Raw genomic sequence first — 23,142 nt, 5'->3', positions numbered from 1 at the left:
TGTGCCCTCGTAGGAATCGGGATGCTCGCCGCCGCGTGTGGCGAGCATCCTCCGTTCCCCTCTCCAGCCGGTAGCATGGTGGGGTGCCAACACGCCTCAGTAACTATTTCCTCCGTACCCTTCGTGAAGATCCCTCCGATGCGGAGGTGATCGGTCACAAGCTTTTGGTGCGAGCCGGCTACATCCGCCGTCAGGCCCCCGGCGTTTTTGCCTGGTTGCCGATTGGCCTGCGGGTCAAGGAGCGAATTGAGCGTATCGTGCGGGAAGAGATGGCCTCCGCAGGGGCCCACGAGGTGCACTTTCCGGCCTTGTTACCCCGTGAACCCTATGAGGTTACGGGCCGCTGGGATGAGTATGGTGAGGGACTCTTTCGGTTGAAGGACCGTAAGGGTGCCGACATGCTGTTGGCCCCCACCCACGAGGAGGTCTTCACTCTGCTGGTGAAAGATCTGTACAACTCGTACAAAGACCTGCCCCTGTCGATTTTCCAGATCCAGGATAAGTATCGTGATGAGGCTCGTCCCCGTGCCGGTCTGCTGCGCGGTCGCGAATTCACGATGAAGGATGCATACTCGTTCGACTACACCGATGCCGGGCTTGATGCCAGCTATCAGGCGCAGCGTGACGCCTACGAGCGCATCTTTACCCGGCTTGGCCTCGAATACGTGATTGTGCAGGCGGATGCTGGCGCGATGGGCGGCTCCAAGAGCGAGGAGTTTCTGCACCCGACCCCGGTTGGCGAGGACACCTTCGTGCGCTCAAGCGGCGGGTACGCGGCTAACGTAGAGGCGTTCACGACAGCCGCCCCTGCGGCGCGTTCCTACGAGGGGCTCGCCCCCGCCGAGGTCTTGGCGACGCCGGACACCCCCACGATCCAGACTCTGGTTAATCGGGCCAATGAGGTGCATATGCGCACCGACGGTCGCGAGTGGACCGCGGCGGACACGTTGAAGAACGTGGTTTTGGCCCTGCTTCACCCCGATGGTACGCGCGAGATTGTGGTGGTTGGCGTGCCCGGAGACCGCGAGGTTGACCCCAAGCGCGCCGAGGTGGCTTTCCAACCGGCCGAGGTGGTCGCGGCCACCGACGAGGACTTTGTCAAGTACCCTGCGTTGGTGAAGGGGTATATTGGCCCCTGGTCGTCCGAGGGGGCCGTGCTGGGTGAAGAGTCGGCCACGGGCATCCGCTATGTGCTTGACCCGCGCGTAGCCGACGGTACCGTGTGGATTACGGGGGCGAATACCCCCGGTCACCACGTGTTTGGTCTTGTTGCCGGACGTGACTTCGTGGCCGATGGCACCGTTGAGGTGGCAGATGTCCAGCCCGGCGACCCCGCCCCCGACGGCTCCGGCCCGGTTGAGCTGGCCCGCGGGATGGAGATTGGTCACGTCTTCCAGCTGGGTCGTAAATATGCGGATGCCCTGGGCCTCCGCGTGCTCGACGAGAACGGCAAACTGGTGACGGTGACGATGGGCTCGTATGGCATCGGCATTACGCGCATCCTCGCAATCATTGCGGAGCTCAATAACGATGCCCGCGGCCTGATCTGGCCGAAGACGGTCGCTCCGTTCGATATTCACGTCGTGGCGACGGGCAAGGATCCGGCCGTCATATCGGTTGCCGAGACGGTTGTCGCCGATCTAGACGAGAACGGGTTTGAGGTTCTTTTTGATGACCGCGCCAAGGTTTCGCCCGGTGTAAAGTTTGGCGATGCTGAGCTGATCGGCGTCCCGACAATCGTGATCGTGGGTCGCGATGCGAGCGAGGGCTTTGTCGAGTTGTGGGATCGTCGTAGCGGTGAGCGAACCAGAGTTGCCCTGGGCGATCTTTCGGCGGCACTCACCGTCTAAGCGCAGACGCTACCAACGGATGGTGTCGGCCGCTCAGCGGGGGCCGGTGCCGTCCCTGGTGTTTCGACCCCGAGATATCGGGTACCGTAGATGAAGACATGCGCGCTTACGCGCACAAAATACTGAATTGAATAGAGGAGGCCGACTGTGGAAATCGATCTCACCGTCTTGCGAATGATGGAACGCGAGAAGGAAATTCCCTTTGCGGAACTGGTCCAGATCATCGAACAGGCGATCCAAACGGCTTACCTCAAGCACGTCAACGAGGCAGAGGTGCGAGCCGAGGCGGTGACCTCGGCTCGGGTGGTGCTTGATCAGAAAACGGGCCACCTGGCCGTGCTGGTCCCCGAACGGGACGAAGACGGCAACGTTGTGGGCGAGGTGGAGGAGTCCACCGACGAGTTTGGGCGCATCGCCGCTTTCGCCGCAAAGCAGGTTATTAACCAGCGTCTGCGGGATATCCAGGACGATGCGGTGCTCGGCGAGTTCCGCAACAAAGAGGGCGACATCGTTGCGGGGGTGATCCAGCAGGGTCCGAATCCCCGCATGGTACACGTCGATCTGGGCACGGTGGAGGCTATCCTGCCCCCTGAGGAGCAGGTGGCCGGTGAGGAATACTCGCACGGGTCACGCATCCGAGTCTACGTGACGAGCGTTTCCAAGGGGACAAAAGGCCCCCAGGTGATGGTGTCCCGCACCCACCCTGGCCTGGTACGCAAGCTCTTTGCCCTGGAGGTTCCCGAGATTTCCAGCGGTGTCGTTGAGATTGTCTCGCTCGCCCGCGAGGCGGGACACCGCACCAAGCTGGCCGTCAAGGCTACCGATCCCAGCATCAACGCGAAGGGTGCCTGTATCGGTGAGTTGGGACAGCGCGTGCGTGCCGTGACTGCCGAGCTCAACGGCGAGAAGATCGACATCGTCGATTACTCGGCCGATCTACCCACGTTTGTCGCCAATGCCCTGTCACCTGCCAAGGTGACGAGCGCGTTTGTCATCGACATGGCTAATAAACAGGTGCGCGCTCTCGTTCCCGATTTTCAACTCTCGCTCGCGATTGGCAAAGAAGGGCAGAACGCCCGTTTGGCGGCGAAGCTTACGGGGGCCAAGATCGATATTCAGCCCGATTCGGTGATGGACGCCTAACACACAACCGGCCGTCGCGTGGTCTCGGGATGCCGGACCGCGCGGATGGTGGGAGAATGGTAGGATGGATCCGGTAAGAACGTGCATTGGGTGCCGTTCGCGTGTTGAAAAAAGTGTCCTCTTGCGAATCGTTTCTCGAAACAGCCAGGTAGCTGTTGATGAGAAGGCGGTTCTGCCCGGGCGCGGCGCGTGGCTACACCCCTCTCGTGCGTGTTTTGACACGGCGGTACAGCGTCGGGCTTTTGCCCGAGCGTTTCGCGTGTCGGGGCCACTCGACACACAACCACTAGAGAACAGGCTGAAACGGCTAATGGAAAACTAATGAGCGGCTCGAAATGAGAACCGTCCGTAATTAACGGTCTGCGCCTGTCCGGGCGAAGACCCAGACAGGAGAATTTGTGGCAAACCCACGCGTACATGAAGTCGCCGCCGAAATGGGCGTCGATAGCAAGGTCGCACTCGCCAAGCTCAAAGAAATGGGCGAGTTCGTGAAGGGGCCGTCGTCGAGTATCGCCCCACCCGTCGCCCGCAAGCTGAGGGCATCCCTCACCGCTGACGGCGCGGAACCAACGTCTGAATCGCCTGGTTCGGCATCATCTGGTTCTGAGCCTTCTGGTTCTGAGCCGTCCGGTTCGGCACCGGCGGGATCGGCAACACCCGCTGCCCCGGCACATAAGCCCACAGCCAAGCCCGGTGCTAAAAAGCCGGGGGCTCCCACACCGGGACCGATTCCGGCACCCGCGCCGACTCCCGCTCCGGCGGCGAAGGCCCCCGCACAGACGTCTGCCGCTGCGGCTGAAGCTGCCCCGGTAGCCGAGGCGGCCACACCGGTAGCTGCCCCCGTGGCCGAGGCTGCCTCCGCGGCACCCGCCGACGGTGCAGACGGGAAGAAGCCCTCCGGCCCGACCCCGGCATCCGTTATTCCCCGCCCCCAGGCACGTCCCGGTGCGCCGCGTCCCGGAAACAACCCCTTCGCTTCGGCGCAGGGTATGGGCCAGAGCCGCCCGGGCGGACCGCGTCCCGGAAACAACCCCTTTGCTTCGGCGCAGGGTATGGGTCGCAAGCCCAGCCCCGGTAACATCCCGCGCCCCGCGGCTCGCCCGCAGGGTGGAGCGGGCACGGGAGCTCCGGGTCGCCCCGGTGCCCCCCGTCCCGGTGGAGCGAACCGCCCGGGTGGCTTCCAGCGCCCCGGTGGCGGTGCACCCGCGACGACCGCGGGTGGTCCCGCACGTCCCGGCGGTTTCGCCGGACGTCCCACGGGTGGTGGCGGCCGTGGTCGCGGCCCCGGTGGCGGAACGGCCGGTGCTTTCGGCCGCGGCGGCGGCAAGAGCAAGTCGCGTAAGTCGAAGAGGGCGAAGCGTCAAGAGTTTGAGCTGCGCGAAGCCCCGTCGCTGGGTGGGGTGAGCGTACCCCGCGGTGGTGGCGACACGATCATCCGACTGCGTCGCGGTGCATCCATTGCCGACTTTGCGGACAAGATTGACGCCAGTCCCGGAAACCTGGTGACCGTGCTCTTCCACCTCGGTGAGATGGCAACGGCAACCGAGTCGCTCGACGAGGCTACCTTCCAGATTCTGGGTGAGGAGCTGGGCTTTAAGATCCAGATGGTCTCCCCGGAGGATGAGGATCGCGAGCTGCTTGAGGGTTTCGATATCGACCTTGATGCCGAGCTAGAAGACGAGGGCGACGACGTGCTCGTGGCCCGTCCCCCGGTTGTGACGGTCATGGGTCACGTTGACCACGGTAAGACCCGACTGCTTGACGCCATCCGCAACGCCGACGTGGGTGGGGGTGAGGCTGGTGGTATTACGCAGCACATCGGGGCCTACCAGGTCACCGCGACGCATGACGGTATGCACCGCCCGATCACCTTCATTGATACCCCCGGTCACGAGGCGTTTACCGCCATGCGTGCCCGTGGTGCTCAGGTGACGGATATTGCGATTCTGGTTGTTGCGGCCGACGACGGCATCATGCCGCAGACGGTTGAGGCGCTGAATCACGCCCAGGCCGCCGGTGTCCCGATCGTGGTTGCGGTAAACAAGATTGACAAGCCCGAGGCCAACCCGGCCAAGGTGCGTCAGCAGCTCACCGAGTACAACCTGGTGGCTGAAGAGTACGGCGGAGACGTCATCTTCGTGGACGTGTCTGCCCGCGAAAACATCGGTATCACGCAGTTACTTGATGCCGTTCTGCTCACCGCGGATGCCGGCCTTGACCTGCGGGCTAACCCCAACAAGGATGCTCGTGGTGTCGCCATTGAGGCCAACCTCGACAAGGGTCGCGGTGCCGTGGCAACCGTGCTCATCCAGTCGGGAACGCTGCGGGTTGGAGACGCCATTGTGGCGGGAACCGCCTATGGACGCGTTCGCGCCATGCTCAACGAGCACGGTGAGACTGTTGCCGAGGCGGGCCCCTCCCGTCCGGTGCAGGTGCAGGGTCTGTCAACGGTGCCCCGCGCCGGTGACACCTTCATCGTCACATCGGAGGACCGTACCGCGCGTCAGATCGCCGAGAAGCGTGAAGCTGCCGAGCGTAACGCCCTGCTGGCCAAGGCTCGCAAGCGCATTAGCCTGGAAGACTTCACCCGTGCTCTCGAAGAGGGCAAGGTCGAGTCGCTCAACCTCATCATCAAGGGAGACGTGTCGGGTGCCGTTGAGGCCCTCGAAGAGTCGCTGCTCAAGATTGATATTGACGATTCCGTGCAGCTGCGCATCATCCACCGTGGTGTGGGTGCCATCACCGAGTCGGACGTCAACCTGGCGACCATCGACAACGCGATTATCCTCGGATTCAACGTTCGCCCCGACACGAAGGCGCGCGAGCGTGCCGCTCGTGAGGGTGTCGACGTGCGTTTCTACTCGGTCATCTATAACGCCCTCGAAGACATCGAGAACTCGCTCAAGGGGCTGCTCAAGCCCGAGTACGAAGAGGTCAAGTCTGGCGTTGCAGAGATCCGCGAGGTGTTCCGTTCCTCCAAGTTTGGCAACATCGCCGGCTGTATTGTGCGTTCGGGAACGATCACGCGCAATGCCAAGGCGCGCGTTATCCGCGAGGGTATCGTGGTCGCCGACGGTCTGGCCATCGAGTCGCTGCGCCGGTTCAAGGACGATGTCACCGAGGTCCGCACGGACTTCGAGTGTGGTATCGGACTGGGCAAGTTCAACGACATCCAGGAGGGTGACGAGATCGAAACCACCGAAATGATTGAGAAGCTGAGGGTCTAGTACCCCGGCGGTGTGGGCCCGAATCCGAGAGGGTGCGGGCCCACACCCGTCTCCGGCACCGCCGGAGGCGTGCGGAAGCGAAAGGACAAGAGAACATGGCAGAGAATCCACGGGCCAGTCGGATGGCCGAGCGCATCCAGCAGATCATCGCCAAGCGTCTAGAGAAGGGTCTACGCGACCCCCGTCTCGGTTTTGTGACGATCACGGATGTCCGCGTCACGGGCGATCTTCAGCACGCGAGCGTCTTCTACACCGTGTACGGCACGGAGGAGGAGCGCACCGACAGTGCGACCGCCCTCGCCGCCGCCACCGGGATGCTGCGCACCGAGGTGGGCCGCAACATGACCACACGGCTTACGCCGACCCTGGAGTTTATTCTGGACGGCATCCCGGAGAACGCCGACCACATCAACGAGTTACTGCGGGCCGCGCACCAGCGAGACCGTGAGGCCGCGGCGCTGGCTGCCACGGCCGAGTATGCGGGTGACGAAGATCCGTATGTGAAGCCACGCGAGCTGGTAGAAGACGACGAGCCGGGCGTATAGATTGTCCGGGTGCGGACGAGTGAGAACGGTTCGCCAGCCCGGCTGGCCGTCATCGCTCGTTCGTTCTGGCCGTCTGCTCGCGGCTATTCGTGGTTCAGGATGTAGCCCGGTGTGGGCTCCGTGCTGACCACCAGGAGGCCGTCGCGCACGAGGCTGCTGAGGGCACGATCCCGCTGGGTGCTGTCCGGCCAGAGCGGGGTGATCTCGGCATCCGTTACCGGGCCGGTGGCTTCCCGCGCCGCAGCCAGGATCAGGCCGCGCACCTGACGGTCGGAGCCCTCATACTTCTTCTGCACGGCCTTTTTGGGCCCCAGATACTCGGGGTAGTTGGATCCGCGCCAGGCGCAGATCTCGGCGAGCGGGCAGTCACCGCAGCGCGGACTGCGGGCGGTACACACGATCGCTCCCAATTCCATGATTCCGGCGTTGAAGGTGGCCGCGGCGAGCGTTTCCGTGGGCATCAGCTCGCTCATTGCCCTGAGGTCGGCGGCGGCCTGGGGCGGCCCGGCCTCGCCCTGGCCCCGCACGGCTCGAGCGATGACACGGCGCGTGTTGGTGTCAACCACCGGATGCCGCTCCCCGTACGCGAACACCGCGACTGCCCGTGCGGTGTAGTCGCCGACCCCGGTGAGGGCGAGTAGCGCCTCCACCTCTCGCGGCACCACCCCGCCGTGCTTCTCGGTGATGGTGGTCGCGGCGCGGTGTAGCCACAGCGCGCGGCGCGGGTAGCCGAGACTGTGCCAGGCGCGTACCGCCTCGCTCGCCGGGTCGGCCGCGAGGTGCGCGGGCGTGGGCCAACGCTCCAGCCACTCCGCAAGCCGCGGAATGACGCGCGTGACGGGGGTCTGTTGCAGCATAAATTCGCTCACGAGGGTGCCCCAGGCGCTGAAACCGGGTTCTCGCCAGGGCAGCGGCCGCGCATTCTGCGCGTACCACTCGTTGACGCGCTGCCAGAGGTCCATCTCACTAGGGTAGGCGGTGCCCCGCGATGTCTGTGTCTTGGTCCGGCCGTGTCCCGGTCCGCGGTGGCCGTAGACTGGTCGGGTGTTTGGATGGTCTGCAGAAAAAACCGAGGTGCTCACTGAGCTGGCTGACGGCCTGGTAACGCTCTACCCGCACGGGCGCATCACGATGGCTGTGGATGGGGGCCCTGGCGTTCCCGTTGGCGAGTTTGCCGACGACCTCGCCACGCTGCTGCGCTACCGCGGCCACACGGTGTTTCGGGCACACCTCGACGACTTTCACGCCCCCGCACAGCGTCGGCACCTGCGCGGTCGCTACTCGGCTGAGGGGTACCTCGACTTCTCGTTTGATGAGTCCCTGCTGCGCCGCGTGCTGGTCGAGCCGTTCCGCCTGGGCGGCAGCACGGGTTTCCAGCTGGCTGGCTTCGACCTGGCCCGCAACCAGCCGTATGAGGCGCGCTGGGTGACGGCGCCGGAGGACGCCATCCTGATCGTGGATGGCTCCGTGTTGTTGCTGCCTTCCCTGCGTGGTCTGTGGCACGGTTCGGTGTGGCTCGACGCGCCGCAGAACTCCGATGCGGCCGAGGCTATCTCGCTGGCTCCCGTGAGCTACGCACCCGTGGCGGTGCCCGAGGTCTCGGCCGGGGTGCGGCGTAACGCCGAAGCGAACACCCTCTACCGCGAACGGGTGCTGCCCGGGCAGACGGCGCAGTCTGCTATTGATATTTCCGACCCTGCGCATCCGCGCCGTGTCCTGTCCGACTTCTGTTAGGGAGCCATGACCCAGCCCGTCACCGACCCCAGCGGCATCCTTCTCGTGGATAAGCCGGCAGGAATGACCAGTCACGATGTGGTGGCTCGCAGCCGCCGCCTGCTGGGCACCCGTAAGGTGGGCCACGCCGGTACACTCGACCCCATGGCCACCGGGCTGCTGCTGCTCGGCGTGGGCAGTTCTACGCGCTTGCTCACCTACCTGGTGGGGGCCGATAAGGAATATCTGGCGACCATCCGGCTGGGCCAATCAACCGTGACGGATGACCGCGAGGGGGAGGTGCTGACCTCCGCCGCCCCGGGCGCACTCTCCGCCGTGACCGCCGAGGCGATTGCCGCGGGAGTCATCGCCCTCACGGGGAAGATCTTGCAACGACCCAGTTCGGTGAGCGCCATCAAGGTGGATGGCCGACGCGCCTACGACCGGGTGCGCTCGGGGGAGGATGTGGAGTTGACGAGTCGGCCCGTGACCGTGAGCGAGTTTGTGGTGCTGGACCGGCGGTCGGCGCGGGCTGATGTCGGTGTCGAAAATGCTGTGGCGGGCGGCGAGGCAATCGACCTGGACGTGCGGGTGGTGTGCTCCTCAGGCACGTACATTCGTGCGCTCGCCCGCGATCTCGGGGCGGACCTGGGCGTTGGTGGACATCTGACTGCCCTGCGCCGCACGCGCGTGGGGCCGTTTCACGTGGCCGATGCCGTAACGCTGGAGGATGAGCGTTACGCCGAGCGGGCGCTCGCGCCAACGGAGGTGGCGACCACGCTGTTTCCCCGTGTGAACCTGACGGATGCGCAGACCATCAGCCTCGGCCAGGGCAAGCGGCTGGAGCTGGACGGGGTGGCGGATGCGCCTATTGTGGCGGCCGTGGCATCCGAGGGACGTCTGGTGGGGTTGATCTCGGTGAAGAAGGGCGGGACGAGGGTGATCGTGAACTTTCCGGTGGTGACCTCGTGATCGAGTGGCTGACCTGGGCTCAGGTCGTGGTGGGGCTCGCCGCCGGGGTGCTCTGTGTCGCGTTTTTCTGCGCTCAGCGTGCACCCAACGACTACACCCTGGGTGCCATAGCGCTCGTCGAGTTGCTCCTCGTGGTGCAGGCGGTCACCGCGATTGTGGCCCCTTTTGTGGGAAACTCGCCCAGCGGCGATGGCCTGGAGTTTGCCCTGTACCTGATTACGGCACTGCTGCTGCCAGTGCTCGCGGTGGTGTGGGCGCTGAGCGACCGGACTCGGTGGAGCACGCTCATCCTCGCCGTCGTGGCGTGGGCTGTCGCCATCATGGTGTTTCGGATGGACCAGATCTGGACCGGTTCTGGTCTCTAGCCGGGGCCGCCCTTCTGCCCCTCCGAGCCCTGCCCTCCCCGGGTGACTTTTCCTCACGAGTCGCGATAACTTTCGTCGTACTGTGAGGAAAAGTCACCCGGGGATGGGTGGGCTGTGGGCATTCCCTCGGCTCGGCACTCGGCCAGATGGTTTACGGGTAAACTTGCGGAGTTATGTCTCCACTTACTCGCGGTTCAGAGGTTGGCCCCGCCGACGGGTCGTCGCCGACCCGAGAGAGGGACTCCCGGATGTCGGGTCTCGGTCGCCTCCTGGTCGCCATTTACGGCATCCTCGCACTGGCCGCAACGGTTCGCTCGCTCTACCAGATACTTTCTCGCTTTAATGAGGCTCCCGTCGCGTACCTGCTGTCGGGGCTCGCCGGCGCGGTGTACATTGTGGCCACGATTGCGCTGATTCGGCAGGGGCCGTGGTGGCGTCGCGTGGCCGGGGCGGCCATCCTCTTTGAACTGCTCGGTGTGCTCGTCGTTGGCACTCTCAGTATCACCCTGGGTGATCTCTTCCCGCACGATACGGTGTGGTCGGTGTATGGCCGCGGTTACGGCTTCATCCCCCTCCTGCTGCCCATCGCTGGTCTCGTGTGGCTGTGGCGCAGCGATCCGACGCGTGTTAGATCTGAGCCGATTGGATCTGAGCCGATTAGATCTGAGCCGATTAGATCTGAGGCCGCGGGGTCTTCGGAGGCGGAGAAGTAGTGCGCGTTTTTACCAGCTTGGCGGAGGTCCCTGCCAGCCTTCCCCGCTCGGTTGTTGCCGTGGGAAAATTTGATGCTGTGCATCTGGGCCACCGGCGTATCCTGCGTCACCTTCGCACGATTGCCCGGGAGCGCAGCCTCGACGCCGTTGTCTTCACCTTTTCCAATAACCCGCTCAGTATCGTCAAACCCGAGGTCTGTCCGCTGCCCCTGCTGAGTCCGCAGCAGAAGCTCGACCTCATTGCGGAGCAGGACATTGATACAACTGTGATGGTGCCCTTCGACGCCGAACTTGCCGCACAGAGTCCCGAGGAGTTTGTCGGCCGGATACTGTGTGACCGCCTGCACGTGAGTCACGTGCTCGTGGGGGCCGATTTCCGCTTCGGTCGTCACGGGGCGGGCACTGTCGGCGTGCTTACCGATCTGGGCGAGCGTCTGGGCTTCACCGTCGAGGTGGTTGAGGATGTCGTCGCGGCGACCGATCAGAAGGTCTCGGCCACGCTCATCCGTGAGTCGCTGGGCCGGGGTGAGGTGGCTCGCGCTGCGACTCTGCTGGGCCGGGCGCACCGTGTGCGTGGCCCAGTGGTGCACGGTGCTCAACGCGGCCGTGAGCTGGGGTTTCCCACGGCCAATCTGGGCCCGGATGCCGAGGGCCTGGTGCCGGATGATGGTGTCTACGCCGGGTGGCTGATGACCGAGGGCGAGCGTTTCCCCGCCGCGATTTCGGTGGGTACCAACCCCACGTTTGACGATGTCGTGGTCCGCCAGGTGGAGGTCTACGTGATTGACCGTGCAATTGACCTGTACGACCGCGTGGTGGAGGTCGAGTTTGTTGATCGCCTGCGCGGCATGGTCGCGTTTGACTCGCGTGAGGCCCTCATTGCCCAGATGACAGATGATGTGGCCCAGACCCGACGCCTACTGGGAGTTGGCCGCCGGTGACACCCTCCCCGTTGCCGGTGACGTCTCGATTCGGCAAATTTTTCGTCTTGGTTGCCATCCTGCTCATGTCGGTCAACCTGCGGAGCGCCGTCGCCTCGATGTCACCCGTTTTCGTCTTCATCAATGAGGATATTCCGCTCAATTCTGCGGTGAAGGCCGTCATCGGGATGATGCCCCCCATCCTCTTTGCGGTGTGTGGCGTCTTGACGCCCATGCTCGTGCGGCGCACCTCGCTAGAGGTCGCCACAATCATTGCGCTCAGCATCCAGGTAACCGGCCTGCTCATGCGCGCCGTAACTCCCGACACCACGTGGCTGATTATCGGCAGCGCCTGTGCCATGGGCGGTATGGGGATGGGTAATGTGCTCCTGCCGCCGCTGATCAAGCGCCACTTCCCGCAGCGCATCGCCGTGATGACCACCGTGTACGTCACTCTGATCTCGGTGGGCACGTTTGTGCCGGCCTTCCTCGCTGTGCCCATCGCGAGCGCTGCGGGGTGGCGCGTGTCGATGGGGATCTGGTGCTCTCTTGCGGCCGTGGTCATCATCCCGTGGCTGGTTGTGGCATTCCAGCAACGCAGCCAGGGCATCCGGCTGGGGTCGCCGATGGCCGGTGAACCTGAACCGGGTGTGGCGGCTACGGACCGACCGGCTGGTCGTGTGTGGACCTCGCGCGTCGCCTGGGCGGTCACGGTGGTGTTCACGCTGTCAAGTATGAACGCGTACTCGATGTTCTCCTGGTTGCCTGTTATCTTGCAGGACAGTGCGGGGGTGTCGGCTGCCGAGGCGGGCAGCCTGATGGGCCTCTACGCGTTTATGGGGTTGCCTGCCGCCCTGCTCGTCCCGGCCCTGGCCTCCCGCCTCGGCTCGGTCAGTAAGCTGATCTACTTTGCGATTGCCTGCGGGCTGGTCGGATACGCGGGTCTCTGGGTGATGCCCGGGACCCTCACCTGGTTGTGGGTGGTGATTGCCGGCCTCGGGCCGACGCTCTTCCCCATCGCCCTGCTGATGATTAACCGTCGCACGCGCAGTCACCGCACTGCGGTCACGCTCAGCGGGTTTGCACAGTCGGTCGGGTATACGGTCGCGGCCATCGGCCCGCTGGGCGTTGGCCTCCTGCACGACCTTACGGGCGGCTGGGGTGCGGGCTACGCCGTCCTCTGTGTCTTCTTCCTCGGTGGGATCTGGGCGGCGCGCGTGCTGCGCACGCCCCAAACTGTTGAGGAAGACTGGGCTTCCCGCCCCCACAGCGCCCCGTAGTCCTGCCCTCTCCTGTCCCGCCTCGGCTGAGTTCAACGGCGGGCGGAAGCCAGGCCTCGGCTGGAGGGATGAGCCGCACTATCAACATCCACGGCGCCACGGTGCTGGTCACCACGGTGCTGGTCATTGACCCTGATCGGTCAGGCGTGGGGAGGGGAGCGCGAGCTAGTGTGCTGAAGTGTTCGAGAAAATCCGTACGGGGAGCATAGATTTTGGCACGGTGGTAACTACATGACAATAACGAAGTGTGGTGAGGTGGAGCCTTCTGCCCGACCCCCCGCGCTCAGAGTTGATGCGCGGCGGCCCCCGAGTAGTGCCGCAGCGCGGCGGCCCCCAGCAAGGGACCATCATCGCCGAGGACGCTCGGTAGCACGCGGGTCGCCCGGACGAAGGGTAGCGGATGTGCATCCACCGTCTCCTGTACCAGCCGCGTGTACTGGGGGGTCACCCGCGAGAAGCCGCCGCCGACCAGCACCGCATCGAGGTTGAGTAGGGCGGCTGCTCCGGCGATGGCCTGGCCCACGGCGGCGGCGGAGCGGCGCACCGCTGCGATGGCCACGGCATTCCCCGCGGCGTAGTCGGCGGCGAGGGCGAGCCCGTCGTCGCCCATCCAGCCCTGCTGCCGTGCCCACGCGAGGCTACCCGGTCCGGCGGCGACCTCCTCGACGGTTACTGCGCGCGGCCCGAATGTGACGGCCGTGCTGGGCCTGCCCGGCAACTCAAACCCGGAGACGTACGTCTGACCCAGGTGCCCGGCGTTTCCCGTGGAACCGTGCAGCAGCTGCCCGTCTACGAGGATCCCGCCGCCGATCCCGGTCGAGACCACGATGCACATCAAGTTCGGGATACCCGCCCCAGCCCCGTATCGGTGTTCAGCCACCGTGATGGCCGTCCCGTCGAGGCCAAAGTGCACGGGCACCCCGGGGTGAACCTCGTGCACCGCACGAGCGACAAGGCTACGCACCCCAAAGTCACGCCAGGCGGGTAGGTTCACGGGGCTTGTGCTGCCCGTCGCGATGGTGATGGGCCCGGCCGTCGCAACACCCACCGAGTCGAGCGTGTCGCCCACCGGCAGCTCAGCCAGGGCTGCCGTCACGGCCGCAACCACGGATGCGGCCAGTTGGTCACTCGTGGCGGATGCTCCGGTGGGCTGGCGGCTACGGGAGCGGGAATTCACTGCGCCGTTGCGGACGAGGGCGGCATCAACCTTGGTGCCACCGAGGTCAACAGCAAGCGTCCACGGTTGAGTCATAGTGATGAGTTTATGACGGTTCGCCGCTCCGGGTCGTAGCCCAATCACGGTCGAGCAGCGCAAATATTGCGGTATCGCAGTACTCGCCGAGTAGCAGCGCGTTTTCGATCAGCGTGCCCTCGTGGCGCATCCCGAGCCGACCGCACACGGCTGCCGAGGCATCGTTACGCGGGTCAACGTGCGCCTCCACTCGGTGGAGACCCAGCTCACCAAACGCCAGGTCGAGCACGGCTCCGGCCGCCTCGGTCACATAGCCAGCTCCCTGGCTATCGGGGTTCAGGGCCCAGCCAATCTCGGCACCGTTGTTCTCGACCGAGAGGAGAGAAAAATAGAGCTCGCCGATCACCCTGCCCGTGTCCCGCCGCTCCACTGCGAGCATCAGGTAGTCCTTGTCCTCCGCGAGCCGGATGCGCGGTGAGTGTGCCCCGATCTTCTCGACGACTTCAGCCAGACTCCGTGGCCCGTACGGCATGAACGTGGTGACGTCGGGGTCGGATTGGTAGGCGTGCACCTGTTCGGCATCTGTTGCCTCCAGCGAGCGGAGCCGGAGTCGTGCGGTGTCGATCGGGGCGTCGAGCGTGAAGGTATGCATTACGCCAGTATAGATTTTTACTGGCGCGCCGAAGGCAGGCGGAGCGTGTGGTTACGGGAGCGGAGCCTCCCATTCGCTCCGTAGCAGGCTAAAGATCTCCATGTGGGCAAACCCGGTGCTCGTGTTAACTCTCTGCCTCGGTGGGCTCGATCGTGTGCAGGCGCAGCCGGGGTGTGCTGATGGGGGCGTCGAGACGGTAGGGGCGCATCCAGACAACGGTCGGCAACGCGCCGCAGACCTCTTTTTCTCAGGGCTCTCACCGACACCGGGCGCGGCTTGCAGGGTAGGCTCAGTGCGTGAGGAAAAACCTCATAAAACCCTCAATGTTGAGACAAGCGGAGCGCCTACACAGTGATGAACACATCCCCGTCAACTATTCGTATTGAAAAAGACTCATTGGGTTCAATGGAGATACCGGCAGAGGCCTATTGGGGCATCCACACGGCCCGTGCCCACGAAAATTTTCCCATCGCGAAGCGGCCGATTTCGGTCTATCCCGAGTTTGTGCGCGCGTATGCCTGCGTGAAGCAGTCCGCGGCCCGGGCGAACGCTGAGATCGGTGTGCTCAGCCCGGAGAAGGCCAGTCTGATTGACCGGGCCTGTGAGGATGTGAAAAATGGGATGCTGCACGACCAGTTTGTTGTGGGCGTCGTGCAGGGCGGGGCCGGTACCTCCACCAATATGAACGTCAACGAGGTCATCACCAATCGTGCGCTGGAGATCGCGGGCCACCCCCGTGGCGACTACGCCTACCTCAACCCCATCGATCACACCAACCGCAGCCAGAGTACGAACGATACCTACCCCACCGCGATCAAGATTGCGCTCGCGTTCTCGCTGCGTAACCTGATTGACGAGATCGACCTGCTCCGCGGCTCATTCCTGGTTAAGTCGGGGGAGTTCTCACAGATTCTCAAGGTGGGCCGCACCCAGATGCAGGATGCCGTGCCGATGACCCTCGGTCAGGAGTTCCACGGCTTTGCCACCACCATCGGTGAAGACATTGAGCGGCTCGACGACGCCAAGGACCTGCTCGCCGAGATCAACATGGGGGCCACCGCGATTGGCACGGGCATTACGGCCCCTCGCGGGTATAAGGAGGCCGTCGTCCGTCACCTCAACGAGATTACGGGCCTCAACCTGTCAACCGCCACCGACCTGGTGGAATCCACGAGCGACACGGGGGCGTTTGTGACGTTCTCGGGGGCGCTCAAGCGCAGCGCTATCAAGCTCAGTAAAATCTGCAACGATCTGCGCTTGCTGTCCTCCGGGCCCCAGGCGGGTTTCGGCGAGATTAACCTGCCGCCGCGCCAGGCCGGGTCGAGCATCATGCCGGGCAAGGTCAATCCCGTTATTCCGGAGGCCGTCAGTCAGGTCGCCTACGCGATTGCAGGGTCGGATGTCACGGTCACCATGGCGGCCGAGGCTGGCCAGCTTCAGCTCAATGCGTTCGAGCCGATCATTGCCCACTCGCTGTTGCAATCGATCACCTGGCTGGAACGTGCCTGCTACACGCTGCGGATCAACTGTATCGACGGCATCACGGCCAATGAGGACCGTTTGGCCGATATGGTTGCCCGCTCGGTTGTGGTCATCACGGCGCTCACGCCCTACATCGGGTACCAGGAGGCCGCGACCCTCGCCCACACCGCGCTCGCCAAGAACGCCAATGTGGCCGACCTGGTGGTGGAGAGTGGGCTGCTCAGCCGTGAGGATGTGGACAAGCTACTCTCGCCGGACCAGTTGTCGGGCGTGGCCCCGGCCACGGCATCCATCGGCATTATTCGGGCCAGCCAGTAGCCACCACAGAGAGGAAGGGGCGGAACTCGTGATCGGGTTCCGCCCCTTCCCGTGCGCGGGTGTGTGTCAGGAAACGTCACCCGGGGGTGTGTGGGCTACACCGCGACGCAGTGTGAGGTCAACTCGCCAATCGCGTCAATAGATACCGTGACCTCCGTGCCCGCCCCGAGGTAGAGCGGGGGTGTGCGTGAGCGCCCGGCACCACCGGGTGAGCCGGTCGAGATGAGGGTGCCCGGTAACAGGGTCGTTGACCGTGACAGCGAGGAGACGAGTTGCGCGACCGTGCGGATCATGGTGGAGGTGGAGGCATCCTGCACCGTGAGCCCGTTGACAACCGTGCGAATCCGCACGTTTTGTGGGTTGGGGATGTCATCGGCCGTGACCACCACGGGCCCGGTCGGGGTGAACCCGTCGAACGATTTACACCGGCACCACTGCGGTTCCTGAAACTGGAGATTGCGCGCCGTGATGTCGTTGACAACCGTGTAGCCGAACACGTAATCAAGGGCTTCCTCGGGGGAGACGTTCTTGGCCTCACGGCCGATGATGACGCCGAGCTCGGCCTCGTAATCAACTTCTTCACTCAGCTGAGTGGGGAGCTCGACGGTGCGACCGTGACCGTTGAGAGAGTTGGGGAAGAGCGCAAAGAGCACGGGCTCGGAGTCATTATCGAGGCTCAGCTCGCTCGCGTGTGCCGAGTAGTTGAGGCCCACGCCCAGGATCACGGGTGGGCGTTGCACTGCTGAGCCAAAATGCAGCTCGGTAAGAGGGGTGAGCGGGGCACCAGCATCCAGAGCCGTTTGGATGCGCGTCCGCAGGTCATCTTGATGCTCGCGGGGGAGGGTAATGAACTCTTGGAGATCGCGGGGCGGGTCGGCGACGAGGTCCGCCACGAAGGCAGCGGCGTCGTTGACGACAACCGCCAAGCGGGTAGTGGCCGATGATGTTTCTCCCAAATGCGCAAATCTCACGCTCTCTAGAGTAAGCGATGATCGGGAGTTCCTCGTTCGTTCGGCCCGGAAGCGCTCCTAGCCGACCGCGGTCGGCTAGGAGATTGGGGTCCCCTCGTACTAATGTCTAAAAGAGATGGCGCACCCCCGTGTGACAAGTGCACGCCGGTCAGGGTGCTTTGTGTATCACGGAAGAAAGCATATCTATCGAAGTGTCTGAACTATCCCCGCTGGTCAGCCCCATATTTGAAAACAACCTACGTCGCAACCCGGGAGAGCCCGAGTTCCACCAGGCCATGCGCGAGGTCTTTGAGTCCGTTTCCCTGGCGGTCGAAAAGCATCCGAAGTACGCCGATAATTCCATCCTGGAGCGTATCTGTGAGCCCGAGCGCCAGATTATTTTTCGGGTGCCGTGGGTTGACGACCACGGGCGAACCCAGATTAATCGAGGATTCCGGGTGCAGTTCAACTCCGCTCTCGGCCCGTACAAGGGTGGGCTGCGGTTCCACCCCTCCGTCATGCTCGGTACCATCAAGTTTCTTGGGTTCGAGCAGATTTTCAAGAACTCCCTCACCGGTATGCCCATTGGCGGCGGCAAGGGCGGCAGCGACTTCGACCCCAAGGGTAAGTCAGACGCCGAGGTCATGCGTTTCTGCCAGTCGTTCATGACGGAGCTGGCCGGACATATTGGCGAGTACACCGACGTACCCGCCGGCGACATCGGCGTGGGTCAGCGCGAGATTGGCTATCTATTCGGCCAGTACAAGCGCATCACCAACCGCTACGAGTCGGGTGTGCTGACCGGCAAGGGCCTCGGCTGGGGCGGCTCGCTCGTGCGTACCGAGGCGACCGGCTACGGCACCGTCTTCTTCGTCGATGAGATGCTGCGCTCCACCCAGCGCGATTTCGCCGGTAAACGCGTGATCGTGTCGGGATCCGGTAATGTGGCCCTCTTCGCGATGGAGAAGATTACTCAACTGGGTGGCACTGTTGTCGCCTGTAGCGATTCCACGGGTGTTGTGTACGACAGCGACGGGCTTGACATCGAATTGCTGACGCACGTAAAGAACGTGGAGCGGGGTCGGCTTTCCGATTACGCTGCGGTGCGCGGTTCGCAGAGCGAGTACCGTGCCGGTGCCCGCGTCTGGGACGTCGCCGCCGACACCCGAATTGATGTGGCCCTGCCCTGCGCCACCCAGAACGAGCTCAACGCGGATGACGCGCGCACGCTGATTAGGTCCGGTGTCATTGCCGTGGGGGAGGGGGCTAATATGCCCTGCACCCCGGATGCTACCCGTGAATTCCAGCAGGCCGATGTGCTCTTTGCGCCGGGTAAGGCGGCAAACGCGGGTGGTGTGGCGACCTCTGCGCTCGAAATGCAGCAGAACGCGTCCCGCGATTCCTGGTCGTTTGAGTACACGGAGGAGCGTCTCGCCAAGATTATGCGCTCCATCCACGACCGCTGCGCCGAGACGGCCGATGAGTACGGTCGCCCTGGTGACTACGTGCTTGGTGCCAATATCACGGGATTCACCCGCGTTGCCGACGCGATGATTGCGTTGGGTGTGATCTAAACCTGTTCCGTTGTGGGGGGCGGTTTATCGTGCCGCCCCCACAACGGGTAGTGTGTGGCTCGTGTCCTATAACCACTATCAGTCGCAGCCCTCGTCGTATCGGCCGACAGTAGCGGGTGCATCCGGCCCGGTTCAGCCGGGGGAGTCCCGATTCATTGACCAGCCGGTACAGGCCCCCGTTCATCTTCAGGCCGCCCCCGCAACCGCGCCAATGAGTTCTCCGGCGGTAACCTGGTTGGCCGTTGTGGTCGTGGGCTTAGTGGCCCTCGTTTTCCTCAGCATCCTGGCCCTGATGGGTGCATCGATAGGCCCAGAGGCCGCTTTTCTCTGCGCTGTCTTGGCTCTCATTCCGCTCGCGATCGTGTTGTGCGCGGTGCGCTGGATTGACCGCTGGGAGCCCGAACCCCGGCTTGCGATGCTCTTCGCGTTTCTCTGGGGTGCAGGGGCCTCGGTGGCGATGGCCCTTCTCGTTGACCTGATCGTACAGGTGAGCTCGGTGGTTTTTGACGTCGAGACGGGTGAGTTTGTGGGCGCGGTTTTTCAGGCTCCCGTGGTGGAGGAGATGTCGAAGGGTCTCGGTATCCTGGTTGTGGTGTTGGTCTGGCGCAAGACGTTTGACGGTGTTGTGGACGGACTGGTGTACGGCATCACGATTGCCGCTGGCTTTGCCTTCACCGAGAACATTCTCTACTTCGGCGAGGCCTACCTGGCTGCTGATGCCTCGCTGACCACCACGTTTGTGATGCGCGGTCTACTCTCGCCGTTCGCCCACGCCATGTTCACGGCGTGCACGGGCTTTGCGGTGGGTTTTGCGGCTTCCCGCGGTGGGGGTGTGCGCGTTCTGGGGTACTTTTTGGCGGGTCTCTCGGTGGCAATTCTGCTGCACGCGCTGTGGAATGGATCCACCTATATCGACTTTTTCCTGCTCTATGTTGTGGTCCAGATGCCGCTCTTTGCGCTCTCGATTTTCATCGTATTTTACGTGCGTCAACGCGAGCGAATGTTGACTGAGCGTCGGCTCGGGGAGTACGCGGCGGTCGGCTGGTTCACCCCCGAGGAGGTCTGGTTGCTGGCCACGCGTCCGGGTCGTCGCCAGGCGCGTGCGTGGGCTCGCGGTCGGGGTGGGCAGAAGCAGAGGCTGATGGGCCAGCTCATCCGCGATTCAACACGGCTGGCCTATACGCGTCAGCGTATTGCGACGGGTCGAGATATGGCGTCGTCGGTGGCGCTCGAGCGGGAGCTACTGGGGCGTGTGACGGGGGTGCGGGCCGAGTTGGCGGCGGGGTAGCGCTGAGTCGGAGGCTCCCGCTCCGTTCGCGCTGCGCGTAAGTGCTCCGAACGCGTGACGAGTGTCGGTGCCCTACGGCATGATGGTGGGTATGACTGATACATCGCGCGAGAAGCCCGAAATTGAATTTCCGGATGGCGAGGCTCCGGCCACCCTTGAGATCACCGACATCATCGTGGGGGATGGTGCGGAGGCTGCGGTTGGCTCCACTGTCAACGTGCACTACCTCGGTGTCGAGTTCGACTCCGGCGAGGAGTTTGACTCCTCGTGGAGTCGGGGTGAATCCATTAACTTTCCGCTGCGTAGTCTGATCTCGGGCTGGCAGGAGGGTATTCCCGGTATGAAGGTTGGCGGACGTCGCAAGCTGGTTGTTCCCCCGGCGCAGGCCTACGGTACCGCCGGTGGTCACCCCCTCGCGGGCAAGACTCTCATCTTTGTGATTGACCTGTTGGGCGTGAGCTAGCCCAGCTACGCTCTGCACAGCACGTCCCCGGGCCCGCCGTTTGGTAGCGGGCGCGGGGACGTTTTCGTATCCGACGGCATCCTGCATTGCCCGTTTCGGGTGGAGGTGAAAAGCAGGCTGGGTGGGAATAGGTCGCTGGCCTCTCCGGTTCGACTCAGCAGGAGGACTATCTGTGAAACTTTCCGTTCTTGACCTGGTGCCCGTGCGTGATGGCCAAACGAGTAGCCAGGCGGTGAGCGCCACCCTGTCGCAGGCCCAGACCGCCGAGCGGCTGGGCTTCGAGCGCTACTGGTTGGCTGAGCATCACAACATGCCCTCGGTGGCATCCACGAACCCGGCCGTGTTGATTGCGCTTGTTGCGGCACACACCGAACGTATTCGGGTGGGCTCAGGTGGCGTGATGCTGCCCAACCACTCCTCGCTGGTCGTGGCTGAGCAATTTGCTCTGCTGGAGGCCGCAGCTCCCGGGCGCATTGACCTGGGTATCGGGCGCGCGCCCGGTAGCGACCCCGTGATTACGGCTTTTCTCACCCAATCGGGCACCACGCAGAGTGTTGATCGCTTCCCGCAGAGTGTGCAGGATGTGCTGGCGATGCTCACGACCGAGGGTGTGAGTGTGCGGGTGTCGAGCGGCCCCGATTACGAACTCCGGGCCACGCCCGTCGCCGAGACTCAGCCCGTTGTCTGGTTATTGGGGTCATCCGACTACTCGGCCCGCCTCGCCGGTGAGTTGGGCCTGCCCTACGTGTTTGCCAATCATTTTGCCGGTGCCGGGATGGCGCGGGCACTGGAGCTGTATCGGTCAACATTCCGACCGTCCGGCTATATTGCCGTGCCTCAGACGTTTCTCACCGCGAACGTGGTCGTGGCGGAGGGGGAGGGAGAGGCTCGCCGCTTAGCCTTGCCCCAACTGCTGCAGTTTGCCCGGATGCGTTTGGGTAAGAGGGTGAGGACGATCCCGCTCGTTGATGATGTGCATGAGGGCGACTTGACCGAGGACGAGCGTGTGCTTGTGGCCAGGATTGCCGAGAACTGGGTTCTGGACGAGCCGACCGCCGCGTGGGAGCGGCTGTCTGCGCTCGCCGAGCAGCACCGTGTGGACGAGGTTATGGTGTCGCCGAGTGCGGGTGCCCGGCGTTCGGATCCGCTTGACCGGGTGCCGGCGCGGGAGCGCACGCTCGAATTGCTGAGTGGGCGGGCGCGTGCGGTTAGGTGACGATTGAGCGCAGCGGTTCGGCAATCGCCGAGCCTGCCGCGAGCAGGAAGTCGGTGCCCGGCTGACCATCGCCCGTGCGGCCGAGTACCACCGCGCCCGCCTCCGCGGCGATGAGAACCCCGGCACCGTAGTCCCAGGGATTCAGGCCCGACTCGTAGTAGGCATCGAGGGTACCTGCGGCCACACCGCACAGGTCGAGCGCTGCCGAGCCGAGGCGGCGGATATCCCGTACCGCGGGGAGTAACCGCGCCACCACCTCGCCCTGGGCGCGGCGCTTCTCGGCGGTGTAGCCGAAGCCCGTGCCCACGAGCGCCCGGTCGAGTGACTCGGCCGGGTTCACCCGCAGGGGGTGATCGTTTCGGAAGGCCCCGCCGCCGCGTGTCGCCGTGAAAACTTCGCCCGTTGAGGGGTTGATGACGCAGCCCGCGAGTGGGTACCAGCCGTCGGGACCGCGTGGGTCGCGCACCGCGGCCGCAACGCTCACGGCGTATGCGGGGATGTTGTAGAGGTAGTTAACCGTGCCGTCGATGGGGTCAACCAGCCAGGTGATCCCCGAATCGCCCGTGACGCTCTCGCCACCCTCCTCGCCCAGGATCGAATCGCGCGGGCGCTCGGCAACGATAATGCCAATGATGAGGGTCTCGGCGGCTCGGTCGGCATCCGTCACGACATCCACAATCGAGGACTTGGCCGCGGCGATGTGTACGCCCTCGCGGCGCATCCGGTGGGCCAGCTCGGCTCCGGCCCGCGCGGCGGTGTGGGCAACCCGCAGGAGTTCGTCGGGGCTGAAGGGGCCTGCACTGAAACCCCCGTCGGGGGTAGCGGAGAAATCGGGGGTGGTGTTCACGGGGCTAGAACGTTCCGCTGAGGTTGAGGAGCAGCAGCACAACCGTGATGAGAGGAAAGGTGCCCTGTATGGCCGCGGCCCTGATGTACTTTTTACCCGTCGCAACGAGCACGACCGACGCGGCAAGCATACTGCCCACGGAGAAGAGTGCGAGTGCCAGCCCTGCTCCCGTGACGCCACTGCCGTAGAGGATCACACCGAGTAGCGCGCCAATGGCCAGGAAAAGATTATAGAATCCCTGATTGAAGGCTATTTTTGAGGTGGTCTCGGCCTCTTCCTGGGTGGCAATCCCGAACCTTTTCCACACGCTGGGCTTGGTCCAGGCAATGCTCTCCATATAGAAAATGAGGATGTGCAGGGCCGCCGCCAGGGTCGCCGAAACGGTGATGAGTACGATCATGGTCTGAGCCTAGTCGTTGCCAGAATTGTACC

At 64.1% G+C, this 23,142-nt stretch carries 22 protein-coding genes; 16 read left to right on the top strand and 6 right to left on the bottom strand.

What is annotated here, in order from left to right; all coding sequences use genetic code 11:
• Window positions 1-83: 83 nt before the first annotated feature.
• From FB466_RS01580 to rbfA, 5 genes are all read left to right on the top strand, one after another.
• A complete protein-coding gene (locus FB466_RS01580; protein WP_141915302.1) occupies window positions 84-1,850 on the top strand; it encodes a proline--tRNA ligase in 1,767 nt (588 codons plus the stop codon).
• A gap of 147 nt (window positions 1,851-1,997) precedes the next feature.
• The gene (gene nusA, locus FB466_RS01575; RefSeq protein ID WP_141915300.1) at window positions 1,998-2,993 is read left to right on the top strand and encodes a transcription termination factor NusA; all 996 of its coding nucleotides are present in this window, start codon (window positions 1,998-2,000) and stop codon (window positions 2,991-2,993) included.
• 64 nt (window positions 2,994-3,057) lie between these two features.
• Complete coding sequence (locus FB466_RS01570; protein WP_141915299.1) at window positions 3,058-3,315, top strand: YlxR family protein; 258 nt, start codon at window positions 3,058-3,060, stop codon at window positions 3,313-3,315.
• Between the two features lie 76 nt (window positions 3,316-3,391).
• Window positions 3,392-6,220, top strand: a complete 2,829-nt coding sequence (gene infB / locus FB466_RS01565) for a translation initiation factor IF-2 (RefSeq protein ID WP_141915297.1) — start codon at window positions 3,392-3,394, stop codon at window positions 6,218-6,220.
• 95 nt (window positions 6,221-6,315) lie between these two features.
• The gene (gene rbfA, locus FB466_RS01560; protein WP_141915295.1) at window positions 6,316-6,765 is read left to right on the top strand and encodes a 30S ribosome-binding factor RbfA; all 450 of its coding nucleotides are present in this window, start codon (window positions 6,316-6,318) and stop codon (window positions 6,763-6,765) included.
• 83 nt (window positions 6,766-6,848) lie between these two features.
• On the opposite strand, the gene FB466_RS01555 is transcribed toward rbfA, so the two are convergent.
• Window positions 6,849-7,727, bottom strand: coding sequence for an HhH-GPD family protein (locus FB466_RS01555; protein WP_141915294.1), 879 nt, complete (start codon window positions 7,725-7,727; stop codon window positions 6,849-6,851).
• A gap of 82 nt (window positions 7,728-7,809) precedes the next feature.
• On the opposite strand from FB466_RS01555, the gene FB466_RS01550 reads away from it, so the two are divergent.
• The 6 genes from FB466_RS01550 (at window position 7,810) to FB466_RS01525 (ending at window position 12,728) form a co-directional block, all read left to right on the top strand.
• Window positions 7,810-8,499, top strand: a complete 690-nt coding sequence (locus tag FB466_RS01550) for a nucleoside/nucleotide kinase family protein (protein WP_141915292.1) — start codon at window positions 7,810-7,812, stop codon at window positions 8,497-8,499.
• 6 nt (window positions 8,500-8,505) lie between these two features.
• Window positions 8,506-9,450, top strand: a complete 945-nt coding sequence (gene truB, locus FB466_RS01545; RefSeq protein ID WP_141915290.1) for a tRNA pseudouridine(55) synthase TruB — start codon at window positions 8,506-8,508, stop codon at window positions 9,448-9,450.
• Window positions 9,447-9,815, top strand: a complete 369-nt coding sequence (locus FB466_RS01540) for a hypothetical protein (RefSeq protein ID WP_141915289.1) — start codon at window positions 9,447-9,449, stop codon at window positions 9,813-9,815. The genes truB and FB466_RS01540 overlap by 4 nt, the downstream gene beginning before the upstream one ends.
• 173 nt (window positions 9,816-9,988) lie before the next feature.
• Window positions 9,989-10,528: a hypothetical protein gene (locus tag FB466_RS01535; protein ID WP_342777442.1), complete on the top strand. Its 540-nt coding sequence runs from the start codon at window positions 9,989-9,991 to the stop codon at window positions 10,526-10,528.
• Window positions 10,528-11,469, top strand: coding sequence for a bifunctional riboflavin kinase/FAD synthetase (locus FB466_RS01530; RefSeq protein WP_141915287.1), 942 nt, complete (start codon window positions 10,528-10,530; stop codon window positions 11,467-11,469). The genes FB466_RS01535 and FB466_RS01530 overlap by 1 nt, the downstream gene beginning before the upstream one ends.
• Window positions 11,466-12,728 carry an MFS transporter gene (locus FB466_RS01525; protein WP_141915285.1) on the top strand — a complete coding sequence of 421 codons (1,263 nt, stop codon included), beginning with the start codon at window positions 11,466-11,468 and terminating at the stop codon, window positions 12,726-12,728. The genes FB466_RS01530 and FB466_RS01525 overlap by 4 nt, the downstream gene beginning before the upstream one ends.
• A gap of 283 nt (window positions 12,729-13,011) precedes the next feature.
• Here FB466_RS01525 and FB466_RS01520 read toward each other — a convergent pair whose 3' ends face one another.
• Complete coding sequence (locus FB466_RS01520) at window positions 13,012-13,980, bottom strand: ROK family protein (protein ID WP_141915284.1); 969 nt, start codon at window positions 13,978-13,980, stop codon at window positions 13,012-13,014.
• 10 nt (window positions 13,981-13,990) lie between these two features.
• Window positions 13,991-14,572, bottom strand: a complete 582-nt coding sequence (locus tag FB466_RS01515) for a GNAT family N-acetyltransferase (protein WP_141915282.1) — start codon at window positions 14,570-14,572, stop codon at window positions 13,991-13,993.
• 354 nt (window positions 14,573-14,926) lie between these two features.
• On the opposite strand from FB466_RS01515, the gene FB466_RS01510 reads away from it, so the two are divergent.
• The gene (locus FB466_RS01510) at window positions 14,927-16,372 is read left to right on the top strand and encodes an aspartate ammonia-lyase (protein ID WP_141916748.1); all 1,446 of its coding nucleotides are present in this window, start codon (window positions 14,927-14,929) and stop codon (window positions 16,370-16,372) included.
• Between the two features lie 95 nt (window positions 16,373-16,467).
• Here the strand turns inward: FB466_RS01510 and FB466_RS01505 are convergent, their stop codons facing one another.
• Complete coding sequence (locus FB466_RS01505) at window positions 16,468-17,343, bottom strand: fumarylacetoacetate hydrolase family protein (RefSeq protein WP_141915280.1); 876 nt, start codon at window positions 17,341-17,343, stop codon at window positions 16,468-16,470.
• A gap of 191 nt (window positions 17,344-17,534) precedes the next feature.
• On the opposite strand from FB466_RS01505, the gene gdhA reads away from it, so the two are divergent.
• The 4 genes from gdhA (at window position 17,535) to FB466_RS01485 (ending at window position 21,863) form a co-directional block, all read left to right on the top strand.
• On the top strand, window positions 17,535-18,896 hold the full coding sequence (gdhA, locus tag FB466_RS01500; protein WP_141915278.1) for an NADP-specific glutamate dehydrogenase: 1,362 nt from the start codon (window positions 17,535-17,537) through the stop codon (window positions 18,894-18,896).
• 61 nt (window positions 18,897-18,957) lie between these two features.
• Window positions 18,958-20,184, top strand: a complete 1,227-nt coding sequence (locus tag FB466_RS01495) for a PrsW family intramembrane metalloprotease (RefSeq protein ID WP_246054490.1) — start codon at window positions 18,958-18,960, stop codon at window positions 20,182-20,184.
• Between the two features lie 91 nt (window positions 20,185-20,275).
• On the top strand, window positions 20,276-20,647 hold the full coding sequence (locus FB466_RS01490; protein ID WP_141915277.1) for an FKBP-type peptidyl-prolyl cis-trans isomerase: 372 nt from the start codon (window positions 20,276-20,278) through the stop codon (window positions 20,645-20,647).
• 172 nt (window positions 20,648-20,819) lie between these two features.
• Entirely contained in the window at window positions 20,820-21,863 is a 1,044-nt protein-coding gene (locus FB466_RS01485) for an LLM class flavin-dependent oxidoreductase (protein WP_141915275.1), read from the top strand.
• Here FB466_RS01485 and FB466_RS01480 read toward each other — a convergent pair.
• Together FB466_RS01480 and FB466_RS01475 are read right to left on the bottom strand one after the other, a co-directional pair.
• A complete protein-coding gene (locus tag FB466_RS01480; RefSeq protein WP_211344735.1) occupies window positions 21,856-22,710 on the bottom strand; it encodes an inositol monophosphatase family protein in 855 nt (284 codons plus the stop codon). The genes FB466_RS01485 and FB466_RS01480 overlap by 8 nt on opposite strands.
• A 4-nt stretch (window positions 22,711-22,714) precedes the next feature.
• Window positions 22,715-23,110, bottom strand: a complete 396-nt coding sequence (locus FB466_RS01475) for a DUF1304 domain-containing protein (protein ID WP_141915273.1) — start codon at window positions 23,108-23,110, stop codon at window positions 22,715-22,717.
• Between the last annotated feature and the right edge of the window lie 32 nt (window positions 23,111-23,142).

The sequence above is a fragment of the Klugiella xanthotipulae genome (assembly GCF_006716695.1).
In the GTDB taxonomy this organism is placed as follows: domain Bacteria; phylum Actinomycetota; class Actinomycetes; order Actinomycetales; family Microbacteriaceae; genus Klugiella; species Klugiella xanthotipulae.
This window is presented reverse-complemented; position numbering and strand designations above follow the sequence as displayed.